Annotated in this window: 18 protein-coding genes and 1 pseudogene; 8 read left to right on the top strand and 11 right to left on the bottom strand. The window is 72.2% G+C overall.

Annotated elements, in window-relative coordinates:
- Positions 1 to 16: 16 nt before the first annotated feature.
- A complete protein-coding gene (locus ACZ561_RS03600) occupies positions 17 to 910 on the bottom strand; it encodes an NAD(P)-dependent oxidoreductase (RefSeq protein ID WP_470989155.1) in 894 nt (297 codons plus the stop codon).
- Between the two features lie 111 nt (positions 911 to 1,021).
- On the opposite strand from ACZ561_RS03600, the gene ACZ561_RS03595 reads away from it, so the two are divergent.
- Positions 1,022 to 1,618: a TetR/AcrR family transcriptional regulator gene (locus ACZ561_RS03595; protein WP_470989152.1), complete on the top strand. Its 597-nt coding sequence runs from the start codon at positions 1,022 to 1,024 to the stop codon at positions 1,616 to 1,618.
- A gap of 81 nt (positions 1,619 to 1,699) precedes the next feature.
- Here ACZ561_RS03595 and ACZ561_RS03590 read toward each other — a convergent pair whose 3' ends face one another.
- Entirely contained in the window at positions 1,700 to 2,101 is a 402-nt protein-coding gene (locus ACZ561_RS03590; protein WP_470989149.1) for a nuclear transport factor 2 family protein, read from the bottom strand.
- A gap of 87 nt (positions 2,102 to 2,188) precedes the next feature.
- On the opposite strand from ACZ561_RS03590, the gene ACZ561_RS03585 reads away from it, so the two are divergent.
- The 3 genes and pseudogenes from ACZ561_RS03585 to ACZ561_RS03575 all read left to right on the top strand — a co-directional run bounded on the left by ACZ561_RS03585 (position 2,189) and on the right by ACZ561_RS03575 (position 3,526).
- Positions 2,189 to 2,965: a helix-turn-helix domain-containing protein gene (locus tag ACZ561_RS03585; RefSeq protein WP_470989147.1), complete on the top strand. Its 777-nt coding sequence runs from the start codon at positions 2,189 to 2,191 to the stop codon at positions 2,963 to 2,965.
- Positions 2,966 to 3,301, top strand: a pseudogene (locus tag ACZ561_RS03580) (SDR family NAD(P)-dependent oxidoreductase); the annotation flags it as partial.
- 9 nt (positions 3,302 to 3,310) lie between these two features.
- Positions 3,311 to 3,526, top strand: coding sequence for a DUF6296 family protein (locus tag ACZ561_RS03575; RefSeq protein ID WP_470990052.1), 216 nt, complete (start codon positions 3,311 to 3,313; stop codon positions 3,524 to 3,526).
- Positions 3,527 to 3,575: 49 nt separating this feature from the next.
- On the opposite strand, the gene ACZ561_RS03570 is transcribed toward ACZ561_RS03575, so the two are convergent.
- Positions 3,576 to 4,343, bottom strand: a complete 768-nt coding sequence (locus ACZ561_RS03570; RefSeq protein ID WP_470989145.1) for an NPP1 family protein — start codon at positions 4,341 to 4,343, stop codon at positions 3,576 to 3,578.
- A gap of 170 nt (positions 4,344 to 4,513) precedes the next feature.
- Complete coding sequence (locus tag ACZ561_RS03565; RefSeq protein WP_470989142.1) at positions 4,514 to 5,962, bottom strand: MFS transporter; 1,449 nt, start codon at positions 5,960 to 5,962, stop codon at positions 4,514 to 4,516.
- Positions 5,963 to 6,095: 133 nt separating this feature from the next.
- On the opposite strand from ACZ561_RS03565, the gene ACZ561_RS03560 reads away from it, so the two are divergent.
- Complete coding sequence (locus ACZ561_RS03560) at positions 6,096 to 6,569, top strand: MarR family winged helix-turn-helix transcriptional regulator (RefSeq protein ID WP_470989140.1); 474 nt, start codon at positions 6,096 to 6,098, stop codon at positions 6,567 to 6,569.
- Between the two features lie 23 nt (positions 6,570 to 6,592).
- Positions 6,593 to 7,321: a transporter substrate-binding domain-containing protein gene (locus ACZ561_RS03555; protein WP_470989139.1), complete on the top strand. Its 729-nt coding sequence runs from the start codon at positions 6,593 to 6,595 to the stop codon at positions 7,319 to 7,321.
- On the opposite strand, the gene ACZ561_RS03550 is transcribed toward ACZ561_RS03555, so the two are convergent.
- The 4 genes from ACZ561_RS03550 to ACZ561_RS03535 form a co-directional block, all read right to left on the bottom strand.
- Positions 7,309 to 8,769, bottom strand: a complete 1,461-nt coding sequence (locus ACZ561_RS03550; protein ID WP_470989137.1) for an aldehyde dehydrogenase family protein — start codon at positions 8,767 to 8,769, stop codon at positions 7,309 to 7,311. The two genes, ACZ561_RS03555 and ACZ561_RS03550, sit on opposite strands and share 13 nt — an antisense overlap.
- 7 nt (positions 8,770 to 8,776) lie before the next feature.
- Positions 8,777 to 8,974 (bottom strand): hypothetical protein, encoded by a 198-nt coding sequence (locus ACZ561_RS03545; protein WP_470989135.1) that lies wholly within the window; start codon positions 8,972 to 8,974, stop codon positions 8,777 to 8,779.
- A 117-nt stretch (positions 8,975 to 9,091) separates the two neighbouring features.
- On the bottom strand, positions 9,092 to 11,173 hold the full coding sequence (locus ACZ561_RS03540) for a SpoIIE family protein phosphatase (RefSeq protein ID WP_470989132.1): 2,082 nt from the start codon (positions 11,171 to 11,173) through the stop codon (positions 9,092 to 9,094).
- A gap of 196 nt (positions 11,174 to 11,369) precedes the next feature.
- Positions 11,370 to 12,296 carry a glutaminase gene (locus tag ACZ561_RS03535; protein ID WP_376436682.1) on the bottom strand — a complete coding sequence of 309 codons (927 nt, stop codon included), beginning with the start codon at positions 12,294 to 12,296 and terminating at the stop codon, positions 11,370 to 11,372.
- Positions 12,297 to 12,404: 108 nt separating this feature from the next.
- Between ACZ561_RS03535 and ACZ561_RS03530 the strand changes: the two genes are divergently transcribed.
- The gene (locus ACZ561_RS03530; protein WP_470989130.1) at positions 12,405 to 13,076 is read left to right on the top strand and encodes a maltokinase N-terminal cap-like domain-containing protein; all 672 of its coding nucleotides are present in this window, start codon (positions 12,405 to 12,407) and stop codon (positions 13,074 to 13,076) included.
- Between the two features lie 81 nt (positions 13,077 to 13,157).
- Here the strand turns inward: ACZ561_RS03530 and yidD are convergent, their stop codons facing one another.
- The 3 genes from yidD to ACZ561_RS03515 form a co-directional block, all read right to left on the bottom strand.
- On the bottom strand, positions 13,158 to 13,592 hold the full coding sequence (yidD, locus tag ACZ561_RS03525) for a membrane protein insertion efficiency factor YidD (protein WP_470989127.1): 435 nt from the start codon (positions 13,590 to 13,592) through the stop codon (positions 13,158 to 13,160).
- 111 nt (positions 13,593 to 13,703) lie between these two features.
- Positions 13,704 to 15,794 (bottom strand): elongation factor G, encoded by a 2,091-nt coding sequence (gene fusA, locus ACZ561_RS03520; RefSeq protein ID WP_470989124.1) that lies wholly within the window; start codon positions 15,792 to 15,794, stop codon positions 13,704 to 13,706.
- A gap of 438 nt (positions 15,795 to 16,232) precedes the next feature.
- Entirely contained in the window at positions 16,233 to 17,279 is a 1,047-nt protein-coding gene (locus tag ACZ561_RS03515) for an enoyl-CoA hydratase/isomerase family protein (protein ID WP_470989122.1), read from the bottom strand.
- Between the two features lie 160 nt (positions 17,280 to 17,439).
- On the opposite strand from ACZ561_RS03515, the gene ACZ561_RS03510 reads away from it, so the two are divergent.
- Positions 17,440 to 17,826 carry a hypothetical protein gene (locus ACZ561_RS03510; protein WP_470989120.1) on the top strand — a complete coding sequence of 129 codons (387 nt, stop codon included), beginning with the start codon at positions 17,440 to 17,442 and terminating at the stop codon, positions 17,824 to 17,826.
- The last annotated feature ends 83 nt before the right edge of the window (positions 17,827 to 17,909 follow it).

Raw genomic sequence — 17,909 nt, 5'->3', positions numbered from 1 at the left:
TCCCGCCGGGGAGCGGCTACTTCGTCGCCGCTCCCCGCCCGAACAGAGCGACCAGCCGCGTCAGGCTGTCCTCCTCGTACCCCTCGGCCGCCGCCCTCCGGAATGACTCGAGCAGCGCGGCGGGCAGTGCCGGGTCGACGCCCGAGTCGCGCGTCGTGTGGACGACATGGTCCAGGCTCGCCACGGCCATCGAGATGCGCTCGACGTCGCCGGCGTGCTGTCCCGCCTCGATCCGAGGCGTGTAGAAGTCGATGAACTGGCCCATCCCGCCCAGCGTCTCGGCCGCGTACGGCTGGATCTCCGAGGCGCTGATGCCGTTCGCGTTCGCCAGAGCCAGCGTGTGCAGCCAGGCGGTCAGGGCGGTCCAGAAGAGGTCCATCTGGAGCTGGTAGTAGAGCGCGGCCAGCCCCGGGTCCTCGCCGCGGTAATCCGTACCCGTGATCACCTTCAGGACCTGCTCGTACTCCTCGAAGAGCTCCCGGGGGCCGCTGTAGAAGGTGTCGAACTCCGTGGAGCCGATGCCGGACGGCGGCGTCTGCACTCCGCCGGTCAGATGGCGCGCCCCGTGCTTCGCCGCCCAGGCGGCCCCCTCACGGGCCTTCTCCGGGGTGTCCGAGCTGAGGTTGACCAGGACACGACCCTCCAGTGCCGGGACGGCGGGCTCCAGGATGGAGTACATCGCGGCGTAGTCGGTGAGGCTCAGCACCACCACCTCGTTGGCCGCCAGCGCCTCCCCGACGGTGGCGGCGCGCACCGCGCCCCTGGCGACGAGGGCGTCGGCGCGGCTCGCGGTGCGGTTCCAGACGGTGACCTGATAGCCGGCGTCCAGGTAGGCGCCGGCCATCGCCCGGCCCATCGGGCCGAGACCGATGACCGTCACGGACGAGGTGTTCACAGCAGACGTACTCACAGCAGACGTGCTCACAGAGTTCTCCCCGAGAATCGCTAGAACGAACGCTCTATCTGGAGAGGAACGTAGCACGATGCTAGAACGAACGCTCTAGTTCGGTAGGGTGGAGGCGTGAAGACCAAGGCCCCGCACGATCCCGAGACCGCCGGAACCCGTGAGCGGATCATCCGTACGACCTCACGCCTGATGCAGCGCCAGGGCTACGAGGGCACCGGCATCAAGCAGATCTCCCGCGAGGCCGGGGCGACGCTCGGCTCCGTGTACCACTTCTTCCCCGGCGGCAAGCAGGAGCTCGGCACGGCCGCCGTGCGCCTCGGCGACGAGGAGTTCACCGAGCTTCTGCGCGAGGCCCTCGACGCGGAGCCGGAGCCGGAGAAGGCCCTGGTCGCGCTCACCGCGTCCCTCGCCGAAGGGCTGCGCGACTCCGACTGGCTCGACGGCTGCCCGGTCACGTCCACCGTCGTCGGCACGGCGACCAGTGCCCCGGACATCCAGCAGGCGGCGGCCGAGGCGTTCGCACGGTGGCGGGCGGTGGTCGCCGAGAAGCTGCGCGACACGGGATTCACCGAAGCCGACGCCGAGGAGCTGGCGCACACGGTGATCGCCACGCTGGAGGGCGCGGAACTGGCGGCCCAGGTCGCCCGCAGCGTGGAACCACTGGAGGTCGCGGGGCGGCATCTGGCACGTCTGCTCTCCTCGTACCGGTGACGCCCCACGACAACACCGATCGCGACACCCATCAGTTCGCCACGGGTCGCGGTCCGCGGCCAGATGCCGTCGAGGACGCGGCTACCGCCCGGTCGGTGTGGATTGCTCCCACCACAGCACATGGGCTGCCGCGTCGGCGACCGGCTCGATGATCTCCCAGCCCTCGACGATCAGCCCACCGGCCAACCGCCAGATGTCGACGCCCGCGATCCCCGGCCCCGCGTCGCCCGCGATCCGGCGCCGCGAATGCATCATCACGTGATCACCGTCGGCCAGGACGTGATGGACCTCGACGCGCAGGTCGTCCAGCGGCACGGCGCGTACGGCGGCGAGCCATTCCGCCTTGGTGGACGAGGTCGAGTCCGGCCGGTGATGGACGAAGTCGTCACTCAGCAACGGCGCGAGCGCATCGACGTCACCCGTCCCGACCAGCCGCGCAAGCGCCTGTTCGACGATGCTCTTGTTCTCCGTGTCCGTGGTCATGGACGCAGTGTGTTCGGCGGTTGCGAGGCTTGTCGATGAACTCCGATGTCATGGCGTACGGCTCCCGTATGCGCCATCCTGGCGGTCATGTACACGGTCGGGGAGCTCCTGCGGCAGTGGCGGCATCGCCGGCGACTCAGTCAACTCGACCTCGCGATCGCCGCCGACGTGTCGGCGCGTCACGTCAGTCTGGTGGAGACCGGCAAGTCCAGACCGAGCGCCGAGATGGTCCTTCGGCTCGCGGATCAGCTCGATGTGCCGCTGCGTGATCGCAACCAGCTGTTGCTCGCCGCCGGCTTCGCACCCCGGTACGCCGAGCGCCCGCTCGACAGCGACGCGTTGTCGGCGGCCCGGAACGCGGTCGGGAGGGTGCTCCGCGCGCACGAGCCGTACCCGGCGCTGGTCCTCGACCGCCGATGGAACGTCGTGATGACGAATCGCGCGGTCGGCCCTTTCTTCGCGGACGTCGCCCCCGACCTGCTGCGACCGCCGATCAACATGGTGCGGTTGGCACTTGACCCGCACGGGCTCGCTCCGCGGCTCGTCAACCTGGCCGACGTACGTGCGGTGTTCCGCTCCCGCGTCGCGCGTCAGCTCGCCACGGCTCCCGACGCCGAACTGGCCGCGCTCCACGAGGAACTGCTGACGCCCGCGTCCGCGGACACGGCGAGGCTGGCGGTCGAATCCGACACGGTGATTCCGATGATCTTTCGCTTCGGCGGACGAGGCCGAGAACTCCGGCTGTTCTCGACCACCACCACGTTCGGCAATCCGATGGACATCACGCTGGCCGACGTCACGATCGAGTCGTACTACCCGGCGGACGCGGAGAGCGCGGCCTACTTCACGAAGGCCGACGGCTGACTCGGCCGAGGCGGCAGCCCGGTGCGAAGCGTGCTCGCCCACCCCGGCTACACCGCCACCGGTCTCCAGACCGGTGCGCCGGTCGGTCCGGCGCGGCTGGTCTTCGGCCGCCCGCTCAGGCCGCTCGCGCGGCAGCCGGCCCGTGGTGCGCTGCCACAGCTGTACGCGGCGACCGACCCGAGCGTGTCGAGCGGCGAGTTCATCGGGCCGGACGGCCGCGGCGAACTGCGCGGCGGACCGACGCAGGTTCGGCTGTCCTCCGCGGCGACGGAGCCGGAGATCGGCCACCGCCTGTGGGAGGTGTCGGAACGGCTGACCGGCGTGCGGTTCACCTATAAAGGGCGCATGGCAAGCGTCGAACGCTACGAGCTGACATTTCCCGTGTCGGGTGACTCCATCGTCGTCACCCGCACGGACCGCAAAGGCGCCGGTGGGCACCCGGTGTACGCCGACGAGACCGGCATCGTGCAGGCCGAGATCGACGAGCAGGGCAACGTACGGATACTGGCCAGCGGAGGCCACCAGAGTCACGACGTGCCCGTACGGGCCGCCCCCGCGTGACCTCCGGTCGGACGCAGCCCGTCAGGCGTGGTTCGTCAGGCGCAGCCCGTCACGCGTAGGGGTCGAACGGGACCCCGGACGGCTTCGCCTTCGCCAGATGCCCGGCGAAGTTGCCGTCCTTGAGGCCGAAGACGGCGCTGCCGAAGCCGGCCTGGCTCAGCTTGTCGCGGAGCCCGGCGGGGTAGCCGTTCCAGCCGACCAGGGCGGGGAACTGCCACTGGTGCTTGTGGTTCTCCGGCGGCTCGTCGTTGGAGTTGGCGGGCCGGAAGCAGTGCGTGCTCAGACCGTCCTTGTGGTAGACGACCTTGGGGTGTGTCCCGTCCCACCGGATCTGGTCGCGCCCGTAGGTGTTGAAGTTTCCGTGCGCGGAGGTGGAGACGTACCGGGCCTCGTTGTTCTGGATCCACACCACGACGTGCTCCCAGTCGTGGCGGTGCCCGCCGAGCCCGCTGCCCGCCACGGCCTGGTCCTTCTCGAAGTAGAGGCCGTACATGACGGCGCACCAGCCGTTGTTGCACTTCGAGCGCGCGTAGCCGTTGGTGTTGTCGAGGTCCCAGGAGTCCCGGCACTGGCCGTTGAGGGCACCGGACGGATTGAGACCGCCGTTGACGGTTCCGTCCGGACCGATGGCCGGCGTGGGGTAGCAGCCGTCCGTGTCGTAGTCGAAGGCGGGCTGGAACGTCTGCTCCAGCCCGTCCGCCGACGCGGGCAGCGCCGTGGGCGGCGCGGCGAGGGCGCTGCTCGGAACGGCGACGACCAGCGCGATGCTGCTGCCGAGGATGAGCGAGACCCTGCGGATCCGCGAACTCGTCTTCACCTGTGTCCTCCTGATGGGCCGCTGTATGGGGGTGCGCGGCTGCGACTGGCATGCCCACATCAGTCTTGCCGTACCCCTGCGAACCTCGGAGGACCTTCCGGTGGCCGTGCGATGAAGGACGGCCGAGTCCTGGCCGCGGGTCGCGCGCTCCGGCGGGGACGGGCCGTCGGTCAGACCTTCGCCTCGGACACGGGGCGCGAGGGGGCGGTGGTCCGGGGGGTGTCCGCTCCCGGGCGCACCGGAATGAGGATGGCGACCGCCGCCGCCGCGAGGCCCACGGCGCTGCCGATCAGCAGGGCGGCACGGAAGGCGCTCTCGGAGGGCAGCAGATGGCCGCCGAAGTCCGTGGTCATCTGCGCCAGGACGACGCCCATCACGGCAGCCGAGACCGAGCTGCCGATCGAACGCATCAGCGTGTTGAAGCTGTTGGCCGACGCGGTCTCCGAGACGGGCACGGCTCCCATGATGAGCGCGGGCATCGCGCCGTACGCCAGGCCGACGCCCGTGTTGCAGACGAGGGTGACGACGAGCAGACCGCCGGTGGACGCCATGAGCGGCAGGGCGGACGCGTATCCGAGCGCGATGACCAGGCTGCCGACGGCCAGGGTGACCTTGGGGCCGCGGGCGGCGGTGAGCTTGGCTCCGAGCGGGGCGAGGACCATCATCATCAGGCCCGCGGGGGCCATCCACAGCCCCATCGCCAGCATCGACTGGCCCAGGCCGTAGCCGGTGGCCTCGGGCAGCTGGAGGAGCTGCGGCACGACCAGCGACTGGGCGTACATCGCGAAACCGACCAGGATCGAGGCGCCGTTCGTCATCAGCACCTGCGGGCGGGCGGTGACGCGAAGGTCCACCAGCGGCTCGGCGGTGCGCAGCTCCCACCACCCCCAGGTCAGCAGGGTGACGACGGCGGCGCCGAAGAGGACGAGCGTGGTGGCGCTCCCCCAGCCCCAGCCGGAGCCCTTGGACACGGCGAGCAGCAGACAGACCAGGGCGCTGCCGAGGCCGAGGGCTCCGGGTACGTCGAACCTGCCAGGGGCGGAGTCCGTTCGGCCCGCGGGGACGAGCAGCCGGATCAGCACGCCGACCGCGAGGCTCAGGACCGCGGCGACCCAGAACAGCACGCGCCAGCTGGCGTTCTCGGCGACGGCGGCGGAGAACGGCAGACCGAGCGCGCCGCCCACACCCATGGAGGCGCTGATGAGGGCGATGGATCCGCCGAGCCGCTCGGCCGGCAGTACATCGCGCAGCAGGCTGATGCCGAGGGGAACCACGCCCATGCCCATGCCCTGGAGTCCGCGTCCGACGATCATCGGGACGACGGAGGAGGACAGGGCGCAGACCACCGAGCCGAGGACGAGGGGTGCCACGGAGACGAGCAACATACGGCGCTTGCCGTACATGTCGCCGAGGCGGCCCGCGACGGGCGTCGCCACCGCGGCCGAGAGGAGGGTCGCGGTGACGACCCAGGACGCGTTCGACGCGCTGGTGTCGAAGAGGCGCGGCAGGTCGCCGAGGAGTGGGACGACCAGGGTCTGCATGAGCGCGGCCACGATGCCCGCGAAGGCGAGTACGCCGACGACACCACCGGGGCGGGCGTCGGTCCTTGAGCTGTTCACGTGGTTCTCCCTCGGGGCTTGCGCGAGCGATGTGCATCATACACATCAGATGCATAATACATATTGCATGTATCCTGCACAGGAAGGGCCCGTGGTTGGCGGACGGCCGTGCGGGGTTGGGAGGATGGCACCCATGGAAAAGCCCACGCACCTGATCGAGTTCGAGACCATGCTCGTCGGTCGGCACTCGCATCTGTTCAACCCCCGGACGCGGAGCACCGGCGGGCGGCTCGACCGGAGCGCCTACGTCGTGCTCAGCCGCATCCGGATCGACGGGCCCATGTCCATCGGCGAGCTCAGCGAGGCGTTCGGCCTGGACGCCTCCACGCTCAACCGGCAGACCGCCGCCATGCTGAAGGCCGGGGTCGTCGAGCGCATCCCGGACCCCGACGGCGGCATCGCCCGCAAGTTCAGCATCACGGCCGAGGGCCGGCGCCGCCTCGACGCGGACCGTGCGGAGAACGTCCACGGCCTGGAGCGGGTCCTCAGCGACTGGACGGCCGACGAGGTGGCCGACTTCGCCGCGTATCTCAAGCGGTTCAACAGCGACATCGAGCGCCTCGAAGGGCGCCCCTGGCCGCGCCCGGACGCCACGCACCCGGTGTGAGGCGGTGTCCTAGACTCCGCCCCATGACGAGCGCGACGGCTGACATCAGCAAGGATCTGGCACCGACCGGCGTACTGCGGGCGTCGATCAACCTGGGCAACCCGGTCCTGGCCGCGGGCACGCCCGAGGCCCCGGCTGGGGTCACGGTCGCCCTCGCGCGGGAGATCGGCGCGCGGCTGGGGGTGCCGGTCGAGCTCGTCTGCTTCGACGCGGCACGCAAGTCGTACGAGGCGATGGCCACAGGCCGTGCCGACCTCTGCTTCCTGGCCGTCGAACCCGCGCGGGAGGCCGAGGTCGCCTTCACCGCGCCGTACGTCGTGATCGAGGGGGTGTTCGCGGTGGACCGGGACTCGTCCCTCACCACGGTCGCCGACGTCGACCGCGACGGTGTACGGATCGGGGTGAAGCAGGGGTCCGCCTACGATCTCTACCTCTCACGCACCCTGCGCCACGCCTCCGTCGTACGCGGGGAGGAGGGCGTGGACGTCTTCCGGTCCGAGGGCCTGGAGGTCGCGGCCGGCATCCGGCAGCCGATGACCGAGTACGTCGCGTACCGTCCCGAACTCCGGCTGATCGAGGAACGGTTCATGGAGATCCGGCAGGCCGTGGGCACCACCCTGTCCCGGCGTCCCGCGACCGTCCGGTTCCTGTCCGACCTCGTCGAGGAGCTGAAGGCCGACGGGTTCGTCGCCGACGCACTGCGGCGGGCGGGCCAGTCGGACACTCTCGTCGCGCCGCCTCAGAAGGGGTAACGGGCCTGTCGGCCGGCGATGGTGATCCAACGGGTATTGGAGAAGGACTCGATGCCCCAGCGCCCGCCGAAGCGCCCGTAGCCGGAGGCTTTCACGCCGCCGAACGGGGCGTGGGGCTCGTCGGCGACCGACTGGTTGTTGACGTGCACGATGCCGGAGTGGACCCGGCGGGCGACGGCCAGTCCATGGGTGGCGTTCTCGGTGATGATGCCGCAGGTCAGCCCGTTCTCGGTGTCGTTGGCCAGGGCGACGGCCGTCTCGTCGTCGGTGAAGGTGTCGACCACGCACACGGGCCCGAAGACCTCCGCGTAGTGGAGCTCCATCTCCCTCGTCACACCGCTCAGTACGGTCGGCGGGTGCACCGCGCCCTGCGGCTTCCCGCCGCCGGTGAGCACGGTGGCTCCCGCGGCGACCGCGTCCGCGACGAGCGCGGCGACCCGGCGGGCCGCGGCCTCGCTGACCAACGGGCCGATGACGGTGTCCGGGTGGCCCGGGTCGCCGGTCGGGAGCGCCGCCGCGCGGGCGGCGAACCGTCGTGTGAACTCCTCGGCGACGCTGTCGTGGACGAGGATGCGGTCGCCGGACATGCAGATCTGGCCGGCGTTCATGAAGACGCCGAACGTCGCCGCGTCGACGGCGTAGTCCAGGTCCGCGTCGTCGAGGACGATCACGGAGTTCTTGCCGCCGAGTTCGAGGACCGCCGGCTTGAGGTGCCGCGCCGCATGCGCTCCGATGAGGCGGCCGGTGGGGGTCGAGCCGGTGAAGTCGACCGCCCGGACCCGGGGATCGGCGATCAGTGTCTCGGCGATCTCGGCGGAGTCCTCGATGGCGTTGGTCACCACGTTGAGGACGCCGTCGGGCAGCCCGGCCTCACGCAGCACGTCGGCGACGAAGAGCCCGGCGGCGATGGGCGCCCTCTCGCTCGGCTTCGCCACGACCGTGTTGCCCGCGGCCAGTGGGGCGGCGACGGCCCGTACGCCGAGGATGAGGGGCGCGTTCCAGGGTGCGAACGCGGCCACGACACCGAGCGGTTCACGCACCGCGAGGCCCAGCGCGCCCTCTTCCTGGGCGCTGAGCACCTCGCCGCGGGGGGCGGTGACCGCGGCGGCGGCCTCGCGCAGGATGTTCGCGGCGAGCCCCACGTTGAAGTACGCCCACGGGCGTGTACTGCCCGTCTCGCGGGCCATGAGCGCGGCGGCCTCCTCGCTCCTGGCGTCGAGGAGGTCGGCCGCCTTGAGGAAGACCGCCCGGCGGGCGAAGGGGGCGAGCGCCGCCCAGGCGGGAAAGGCCGCGTGGGCGGCGTCGACCGCCCGGGTGACGTCCTCGGGTCCGGCGGCGGCAACGGTCGCGTACACCTCGCCGGTGTACGGGTCGAGGTCCTCGGTGGTGCGGCCGGAGGCGGCGGGTACCTCCCCGCCGCCGATCAGCAGCGCACGCGTGACGACCACCGTGCGGTTACTCCGCGCCCGTCCGGGCACGTGCTCCGAAGGCCGCGCCGGCGCCCGCGCTCTCCGCGCCGCGGTCGTACCAGTAGTCCCCGGCGGTCAGGCAGTGGGCCGGATGCCCCTGGCCGGGCGCGGCGGCGGGCCAGGCCTCCCACGGGGCGGGGGCCTGCCGGCGGGCGGGGTCGTGGCGGGTGGGTCGATCGGTCATGGCGGCTCCTGGTCGTGACGACCTTCCCATCCTCACCCGTATGCCCTCCGCTCGCCTCGCGGCGCGGCTCCGGTGGTGCCCGGAGTCGACCGACCGGCCCACCGCAGTACGCATTCCCTATGGTCGGCTCGGTCCCGTACGGCTCCTCAGAGCCAGCAGGGCGATGTCGTCCGTACGCTGTCGCGGGGGGCGGATCTGCCGCAGGAGGGCGTCGACGAGGAGGTTCAGGTCCTGGTCGTCCGCGCCGGTGAGATGGGTCGCCACTTCGGCGAGGGAGTCGTCGAAGTCGACGCCCGGGGTCTCGACGAGACCGTCGGTGTAGAGCAGCAGCATCAGCCCGGCGGTGAGCGGGATCTCGGTGACCGGGTAGGCGGCTCCGGGCACGACGCCGAGCAGGGGGCCCGGGGTCACCTCGACCGGGGCCGTCCGGCCGTCGGGGAGACGGGCCAGGGGCGGCGGGTGTCCGGCACTGGCGAAGCACACGCGGTGCCGGGCGAGGTCCAGGTGGGCATAGAGGCAGCTGGTGAACAGACCGGGGTCGAGATCGGTGAGCAGCTGGTTGGTGGCCGAGAGGACCTGGTCGGGCGGCTCGCCGAGGGTCGCGTGGGCGTGGACGCCGGTACGGACCTGGCCCATCAGCGCGGCGGCGGCGACATTGTGGCCCTGGACGTCGCCGATGACGGCCGCCGCGGCGGTGTCGCCGAGCCGGATCAGGTCGTAGAAGTCGCCGCCGATGTCCATGCCGCGGGTGGCCGGCAGGTAGCGGGCGGCGATGTCGAGGCCGGTCACGTCGGGCAGGCCGTGGGGCAGCAGGGCCTGCTGGAGACCGTGGGCGAGTTGGTGCTTGGCGTCGTAGAGCCGGGCGCGGTCGAGGGCCTGCGCGATGAGGCCCGCGAGCGAGGTCATGACGGCGCGTTCCTCGGGCGGGAACGCGTGGGGGCGGTCGTACGACAGGAGACAGAGCCCGACGGATCGCCTGGAGATGATCAGGGGCAGAAAGGCCCAGGCCTGCTTCGCGGTGGTCGGCAGCCCCTCGGGGTAGATCCGCCGCATCTCCTCGGGGTCGGCGAAGAACGAGGGGATGCCGCTGGCGAGCGCCTGTCCGGCGGGGGTGAAGGTGGTGCCGAGCGGCATCCCGTCGAAGCGCTCGACGAACTCGGCGGGGTAGCCGCGGTGACCGGTGATCCGCAGTCGGCCGGAGTCGACCGTGGACAGGATCAGGCCCTGCGCGCCGAAGGCGGGCACGATCTGGTCGGCGACCAGGTCGACCACGTCCTTGACCCCGACGACCTCGGTCAGCGCCGCGGCCAGGTGCATCACCTGGTAGAGCTGCCCGGCGCGGACCGGGGTGGCCCTTGTCGTCTCGCGGCGGGGCGCGGGGGTCGCGGGTGGCGGTCCGCCGGTGGGGACGATACGGACGCTGACCCCGCCGGCGTCCGGGTAGAGGTGGAAGTCCAGCCAGCGGTCCGGCGGGCGGCAGGCCGTGAAGGAGACGGGCTCGCGGCTGATGACCGCGGCGCGGTAGCGGTCCTCGTAGGTGGGGTCGTCGAGCCAGGGCAGGGACTGCCACGGCAGCGTCCCCAGCAGGGCCCCGGCGTCGCGGCCGAGCAGTCGGGCGCCTCCCGAACTGAGGTAGGCGATGCGTCCGTCCAGGTCCAGGGCGCAACTGCCGCCGGGCAGGCGCTCGACGAAGTCGAAGGCGGCCCGCGTCCGGCCCGGGAGCGGGCGGGCGGTTTCCAGCGGGAGGACGCGGGGCTGCTCCGCGAGGACCCGCGGCCGGCCGTCCCCGGTGTCCTCCTCCAGCGCCCGGGCCAGGCGGCGGCAGCAGGAGGCGAGCCGGCCGTACTCCCGGCGGGTCAGCCGCGGCGAGCGGCCGGCCGGCCACATCAGGAGGAGGGAGCCCCAGCGGCGTGCCCCGGTGATCGGTGCGGCGGCCAGGGCGAAGGGGTACGGCAGGGCCATCGCGGCACGGGGGTAGGCCCGGACCATCTCCTGCTGGCTGCCCACCCAGATCAGCCGGTTCTCGCGGACGGCGTCGCTCACCGCGGCCGGTGCGGCGAGCGGGACCCGCGCCCACGGGGCGGCGATCTCCGCCGACACCCCGCAGAGCACCTCCAGACGGAGTACCTGCTCGTCCGGCGCGAGAAGGTAGACGGCACCGATCGCGGCACCGGTGCGGCGGATCGTATCCGTGAGCATGCTGTCGACCCCCGCCGCGCCTCTGGCCGGACCGACCGTGCTGGTCACCAGGCACCTCCCGCGTCACAGCCGGGTGCTCCGTCCCATTATCGCGCGGGCCGCGATCCGCGCTCGGCGTCGGCCGGAGCCGCGCCCCCCCGGCGGCGGTGGCGGCGGGCCGGATCCGCGACGCACGCAGGGACCGTCGCGGCGACGGTCAGAAGACGGAGAGCCCGGTGATCGTGGTGAAGCGGTCCAGAGCGGCGACTCCCGCGACCGAGTTGCCGCGTTCGTCGAGGCCGGGGCTCCACACACACAGGGTGCAGCGGCCCGGCACGACGGCGATGATCCCGCCGCCGACACCGCTCTTGCCCGGCAGGCCCACGCGGTACGCGAAGTCCCCTGCCGCGTCGTAGGTGCCGCAGGTCAGCATGACCGCGTTGACCTGCTTGGCCTGGCTGCGCGTGAGCAGCCGTGAGCCGTCGGCGCGGATGCCGTGGCGGGCCAGGAAGCCGGTGGCGAGCGCGAGGTCGGCGCAGGACGCCTCGATGGAGCACTGCCGGAAGTACTCGCGCAGGAGGACCGGCACGGGGTTCTCGATGTTCTCGTACGAGGCCATGAAGTGGGCCAGCGCGGCATTGCGGTCGCCGTGCGCGGTCTCCGAGGCGGCGACGTCCCGGTCGAAGTCCAGGTCCATGTTCCCGCTCTCCGCGCGCAGCAGGTCGAGCAGGCTGCCCGAGGCGTCGCCCGTGAGACTGTGCAGCCGGTCGGTGACGACCAGGGCGCCGGCGTTGATGAACGGGTTGCGCGGGATGCCGTGCTCGTACTCCAGCTGAACGAGGGAGTTGAAGGGGTTGCCCGACGGCTCGCGGCCGACGTGCTCCCAGAGGACCTCGCCCTCCCGCGCGAGGGCGAGCGCGAGGGTGAACACCTTGGTGACGGACTGGGTGGAGAAGGGCTGCTGCCAGTCCCCCACCCCGTACACCGTCCCGTCGAGCTCCGCGACGGCCATGCCGAACCGGCCCGGGTCGCCGACGGCGAGCGCCGGGATGTAGTCGGCGGGTCGGCCCCGGCCGACGAGGTCCCCGATCTCCTCGGCGATGCGCTCGAGGACCGGCTGGAACGACAGCAGCATGATCCTCATTGTGCCGTCGTGCCTCGACGGGTGACGCACGGGGCGTGTCCCGTGCGTCGAGGTGGTCCGGCACCCCGGTGACGGGAACCGGGCGCCGCGGTGGGAAGTTCACTGATCATGGCTGTTATTCATCGCACCACCATGAACCCGACCAAGCTGGAGCTGTTCGCCGCCTGGCTCCCCTCCCGGCCGTGGTACGTCGCCACCGGGCGCGCACCGGAGCTCTCCAGGGCCGGGGGCTTCCGGCTCGACGACCCGCAGGGGGAGGTGGGCATCGAGTTCATGGTCGTCACGGACGGCTCCGGTGACGGTGCCATCTCGTACCACCTGCCGCTGACCTATCGCGGGGCTCCGCTCGACGGAGCCCCCGCCGGCGCCCTCGTCGGCACTTCCGAGCACGGTGTGCTCGGCACGCGCTGGGTGTACGACGGGATCCACGACCCGGTCCTGGTGGAGCGGCTGCTCGCGCTGCTCGAAGGCCGCGCCGAGCCGCAGGCACAGAGCGAGACCGACACTCCGGACCGCTCCGTCACCGGACGGTTCGAAGGTGACGCTCTCGCGGCCGCGACCGGGCCGGGCGCCGTCACCGAAGGACGGCACGGAACCGAACTCGCGGTACGGACGGCCGGGGACGGCGGCAGCAGCCCCCTCACCCTCGCCGTGACGCGGCTGCTCCAGGCCTCCGACGGTCCGGCGGAAGCACGGGGTCAGGTCACCGCCGAGTGGCAGTCCCCGGACGGAGGCCGCAGCCGCGGCGCGTTCGTCGTCGTGCGCGAGAACGCGGGCTGACCGGGCACCGGGGCGGTCGGCCGCCGGTCGGCGGGGCTGGGGCGTCAGGGGCCGTCGGAGCCTCGCGGCGCCGACCGGCGGTCAGTCCGGCACCGGGTCCGTGAAGCCCCGGCGCCGGGCGGCCGCCGGCCTGCAGCGCGTCAGGCGAGCCACCGTCAGGAGCGCGCCCCGCCGTGCACCGTGGCGGCTCAGCGCCTTGACGGCGTACGTGGAACAGCTGGGGGTGTACGGGCAGCACGGCGGACGGCGCGGGCTGATCTCCTCGCGGTAGTGCTGGACGGCGGTGTACATCGCACCGGCAACGCGCCCGGCGGGGCGTCCGGGTGACGGGCGCCGACCCTCCGAAGGGCGCAACAGAGCCAGGAACAGCGCCGGGAGGAGGGTCAGCCACATCTCCGGACAGCACTGCCGGCTCGCGACGCAGTGGTCGAGCATCCCGGAGCAGCAGCCCTCTTCCCCGTCCTCGCGCCTCTTGCTTCGGCGGGCGGCTCGCCCGGGCTTCCTCGATGACGTCACAACGCCCCCTCCGTGTCCATCGGATGATATGCGCGCCGAGCTCGCGAGCCCGGCGACGGGTGTGGGCGTGGGACGGGCCCGCCCGGAGCAGGGCGGGCCCGTCGGAAACGGCTACCGGGACGCCGTCCCGGCGGTGAGGCCGGCCGGGACGGGCGCGTAACCGGTCGGCCGGGTGGTGAAGGTGCCCCGGCCCTGGGTGCGGCTGCGCAGCCGGGACGCGTAGCCGAACAGCTCGGCCAGCGGCACGGTCGCGGTGATCACCGCCGTACCTGCACGTGCGGTGGAGCCGGAGACCCGGCCGCGCCGAGCCGCCAGGTCACCGAGCACCCCACCGGTGGCGCTGTCGGGCACCGTGACCGTGACCTCGACCACGGGCTCCAGGAGCGTCATCGCACTGGCGCGCAGTGCCTCGCGGAGCGCGAAGCGGCCGGCCGTGCGGAACGCCATCTCCGAGGAGTCCTTGGAGTGCGTGGCACCGTCGGTCAGCGTCACCCGGACACCGGTGACCGGATGGCCGCCGAGCGGGCCCTCGGCCAGGGCGTCGCGGCAGCCCGCCTCGACCGCGCGGATGTACTCCTGCGGTACCCGGCCACCGGTGACGGTGGAGGAGAAGGCGAACTCCCCCGCCGTACCGGCGTCGGGATCCAGCGCCGCCACGTCGAGGACGACATGGGCGAACTGGCCCGCGCCACCGTCCTGTTTGACATGTCGGTAGACCAGGTCGGTGACCCCGCGGACGACCGTCTCGCGGTAGGCGACCTGCGGCCTGCCGACGCCGATGTCCAGGCCCTGGGCCCGGCGGATCTTCTCCACGGCCACCTCCAGATGCAGTTCGCCCATGCCCGACAGCACGGTCTGGCCGGTCTCGGGGTCGGTGCGGACCTTCAGCGAGGGGTCCTCCTCGACGAGCCGGGCCAGCGCGGACGCCAGCCGGTCGGTGTCGAGGCTCCTGCGGGCCTCGACCGCCACGGAGACGACCGGGTCGGCCACGGTGGGCGGTTCGAGGAGCAGGGGCGCCGAGGGTGCGGACAGGGTGGCACCGGTCCTGGCGTCCTTCACGCCGACGACCGCGACGATGTCCCCGGCCTGCGCCCGGTCCACTTCGGTGTTCCGGTCGGCCTGCACCCGGAGGATGCGGCCGATCCGTTCGGTGCGCCGTGCGGCCACGTCGAGCACGACATCTCCCTTTCCGATCGTTCCCGCGTACACACGCAGGTAGGTCAGCCGCCCGGTGGCGGTCGAGTTCACCTTGAAGACCAGGGCTGCGAACGGTGCCGCCGGGTCGGCGGCACGCTCCTCCACCGCGCCGTCCGCGGTGGAGCCCTGGACCGGGGGTACGTCCAGTGGCGAGGGCAGGTAGGACACCACCGCGTCGAGGAGCGGCTCCATCCCGCGGTTGCGGTACGCCGATCCGCACAGCACGACCACGCCGTCCCCGGTCCGCGTGAGATCACGCAGGGCCGCGGTCAGCGTCGGCGCGGCGAGCTCCGAGCGCGCGCAGAACTCTTCGAGCGCGTCCGGATGGAGCTCGGCCACCGCCTCCTCGAGGGCGCGGCGGCGATGTCGCGCCTCGTCCACGAGTGCCTCGGGCACGGGGCCCTCGGTGTACGTGTCGCTGCCCGGTGCCCAGACCAGGGCCCGCATGTGCACGAGGTCCACGACTCCGGTGAAGCCGTCCTCCTGACCGATCGGCAGCTGAACGACGAGCGGCACGGTGTGCAGCCGGTCCCGGATCGAGGCCACGGCGGTGTCGAGGTCGGCGCCCGCACGGTCCAGCTTGTTGACGAACGCGATCCTCGGTACCTGGTGCCGGTCGGCCTGTCGCCAGACCGTCTCGCTCTGCGGCTCGACCCCGGCGACCGCGTCGAACACGGCGATGGCGCCGTCGAGAACGCGCAGCGAGCGCTCGACCTCGTCGGAGAAGTCGACGTGTCCGGGGGTGTCGATGAGGTTGATCCGGTGGTCGTCCCAGACGCAGCTGACGGCCGCCGCGAAGATGGTGATGCCGCGGTCGCGCTCCTGCGTGTCGAAGTCGGTGACGGTGGTGCCGTCGTGGACTTCGCCGCGCTTGTGGATGGCGCCGGTCAGGTACAGCATCCGCTCGGTGACGGTGGTCTTGCCGGCGTCGACGTGGGCGAGGATGCCCAGATTCCTGACGCTGTTCAGGGAGTCGGGCAGGGGAAGGTGAAGGTGGGTACGCACGGCCCGGGGCCTTTCGAGGTGTTTCGAGAACGGGGCGGCGCGATTCCCGGACGAAGGCGGCCCGGAAGCGGGCGTGGAGAGCCCCCGAGAAGGGGTGGGCTCAGAAGTTCGTCACGGGCGTCCGATGGCGGCCGCGCAGCCGACACCGGTCGGACCGGGACATCAGGATCACGTCGTACCGTGACGGGGAGACGACGACAGCGATGCGGCAACGCATGGTCGGGCTCCCCTCGGTTCGCATGATCGGCCACGCCGGGTTCCCGGCGGCATGTGACGTGAGTCTAGGGAGCCGACCCCGATCGTGACACCGATTTACTTCCTGCCGGTGCGGGCGTACGGGAGCGCCGGCGGGTTCGGCCCCGCCGGCGCCCCAAGGCCGGTCTCACGCACCGGTGGTGGGCCTCGTCAGCCAGTGGGCGGCGGGCGCGAGAAGGGTCGTCACGCCGGGAACGGCTCCGGGGCGCCCGCCGGGTCGAAGTAGCGGGCGACGGTCTCGTCCGTGACCTCGGCGAGCGTGGGCGGGGACCAATGCGGATCGCGGTCCTTGTCGACGACCTGCGCGCGGATGCCCTCGACGAGGTCAGCGGAGGACAGGGCGGCGCAGGAGAGCCGGAACTCCATGTTCAGGACGGCTTCCAGGGAGTCCAGGTGCCGGGCGCGGCGGAGCGCTGCCAGGGTGGTCTTGAGGGCGACGGGCGAGCGGCCGAGGAGCGTGGTGGCCGCCTCCTTGGCCTCGGGGACCCCGGAGTCGATCAGCCGGTCGATGACGCCCTCGACCGTCTCCGCCGCGTAGCAGGCGTCGATCCACTCGCGCCGGGCGGCCAGCTCGCCGGGCGGGGCCGGCCGGGCGAACCGGGCCACGGCCTCGTGTGCGGGGGCTCGCGTCAGCTCCTCGGCGAGCCGGGGCAGCTCGTTCGACGGTACGAAGTGGTCGGCGAGCCCGGTCAGGAGCGCGTCGGCGGCGCCGGCCTGGGCTCCGGTCAGGGCGAGATGGGTGCCGAGTTCGCCGGGCGTCCGGCTGAGCAGATACGTGCCGCCGACATCGGGCACGAAGCCGATGCCGGTCTCGGGCATCGCCACGCGGGAGCGTTCGGTGACGAGGCGGAGGGAGCCGTGGGCGGAGACGCCGACACCGCCGCCCATCACGATGCCGTCCATGAAGGCGACATAGGGCTTGGGGTAGCGGGCGATACGGGCGTTGAGCCGGTACTCGTCGCGCCAGAAGTCGACGGTGGCGCGGCCGCCGGTGCGGGCGTCGTCGTGGATCGCCCGGATGTCGCCGCCGGCGCACAGCCCCCGCTCACCGGCACCCTGGATGACGACGGTCTCGATCGCCGGATCGCCCTCCCACGCGGTCAGGGCCTCGTCGACGCGGCGCACCATGGCGTGGGTGAGCGCGTTGATGGCCTTGGGCCGGTTCAGCGTGAGGAACCCGGCCCGCCCTTCGGTGCGCACCAGGACGTGCGGGCTGTCGGTCGCGGTCATCGCAGGGGCTCCGCCGGGCCGGGGGCCGCCAAGAGTCGCATGATCCCGTCACTTCCCTCCAGGACGATCTTCCGACCACCGTATCCGGTGAGGCCTTCCGGGCGACAGACGATCACTTCCCGGCCGTCACCGCGGTCCGCCGCCGTGAAAGGGTGCTGTCATGCTCATACCTCCCGAGAACGCCCTCTTCGTACCCGGCACCACACCTGCGCTGCTGCTCGGCGGTACACCTCTCCACGCCGACCTGCCCGTCGTGGCCGCGCCCGGTGGGACGGTGCCGGTGTGCGAGGGCTGGGGTGTCGTGGCCCGGCTCACGCTGTGCGTGGTGGACGGTCCGGGTGACGCCGGGTGCGTCCTGCCCGCTCTCATGGCGCCGGTGTTCGGCGGCTCGGGAAGCCCTGACGACATGGTGGCCTGGTGCGAGGACGTCGAGCGGGCGGGCGGGGCGGTCGTTCTCTCGCTGCCCGAGCTGCCGGAGGCGCTCGACTGGGAGAGCCTGCTGACGGGCGGGGTGTCCCGCGGCGGGTTCATGGCGGCCCTGGGCTGAGTCCCCGGTAGCGGTTTCCGGCTCGCCGTGAGCCGAGCCGCACGCGGCGGATTCCGCGCCGCTCGGACTGCTTCCCCTCTCCG

The organism is Streptomyces sp. NPDC039609 (assembly GCF_055596705.1).
This window is presented reverse-complemented; position numbering and strand designations above follow the sequence as displayed.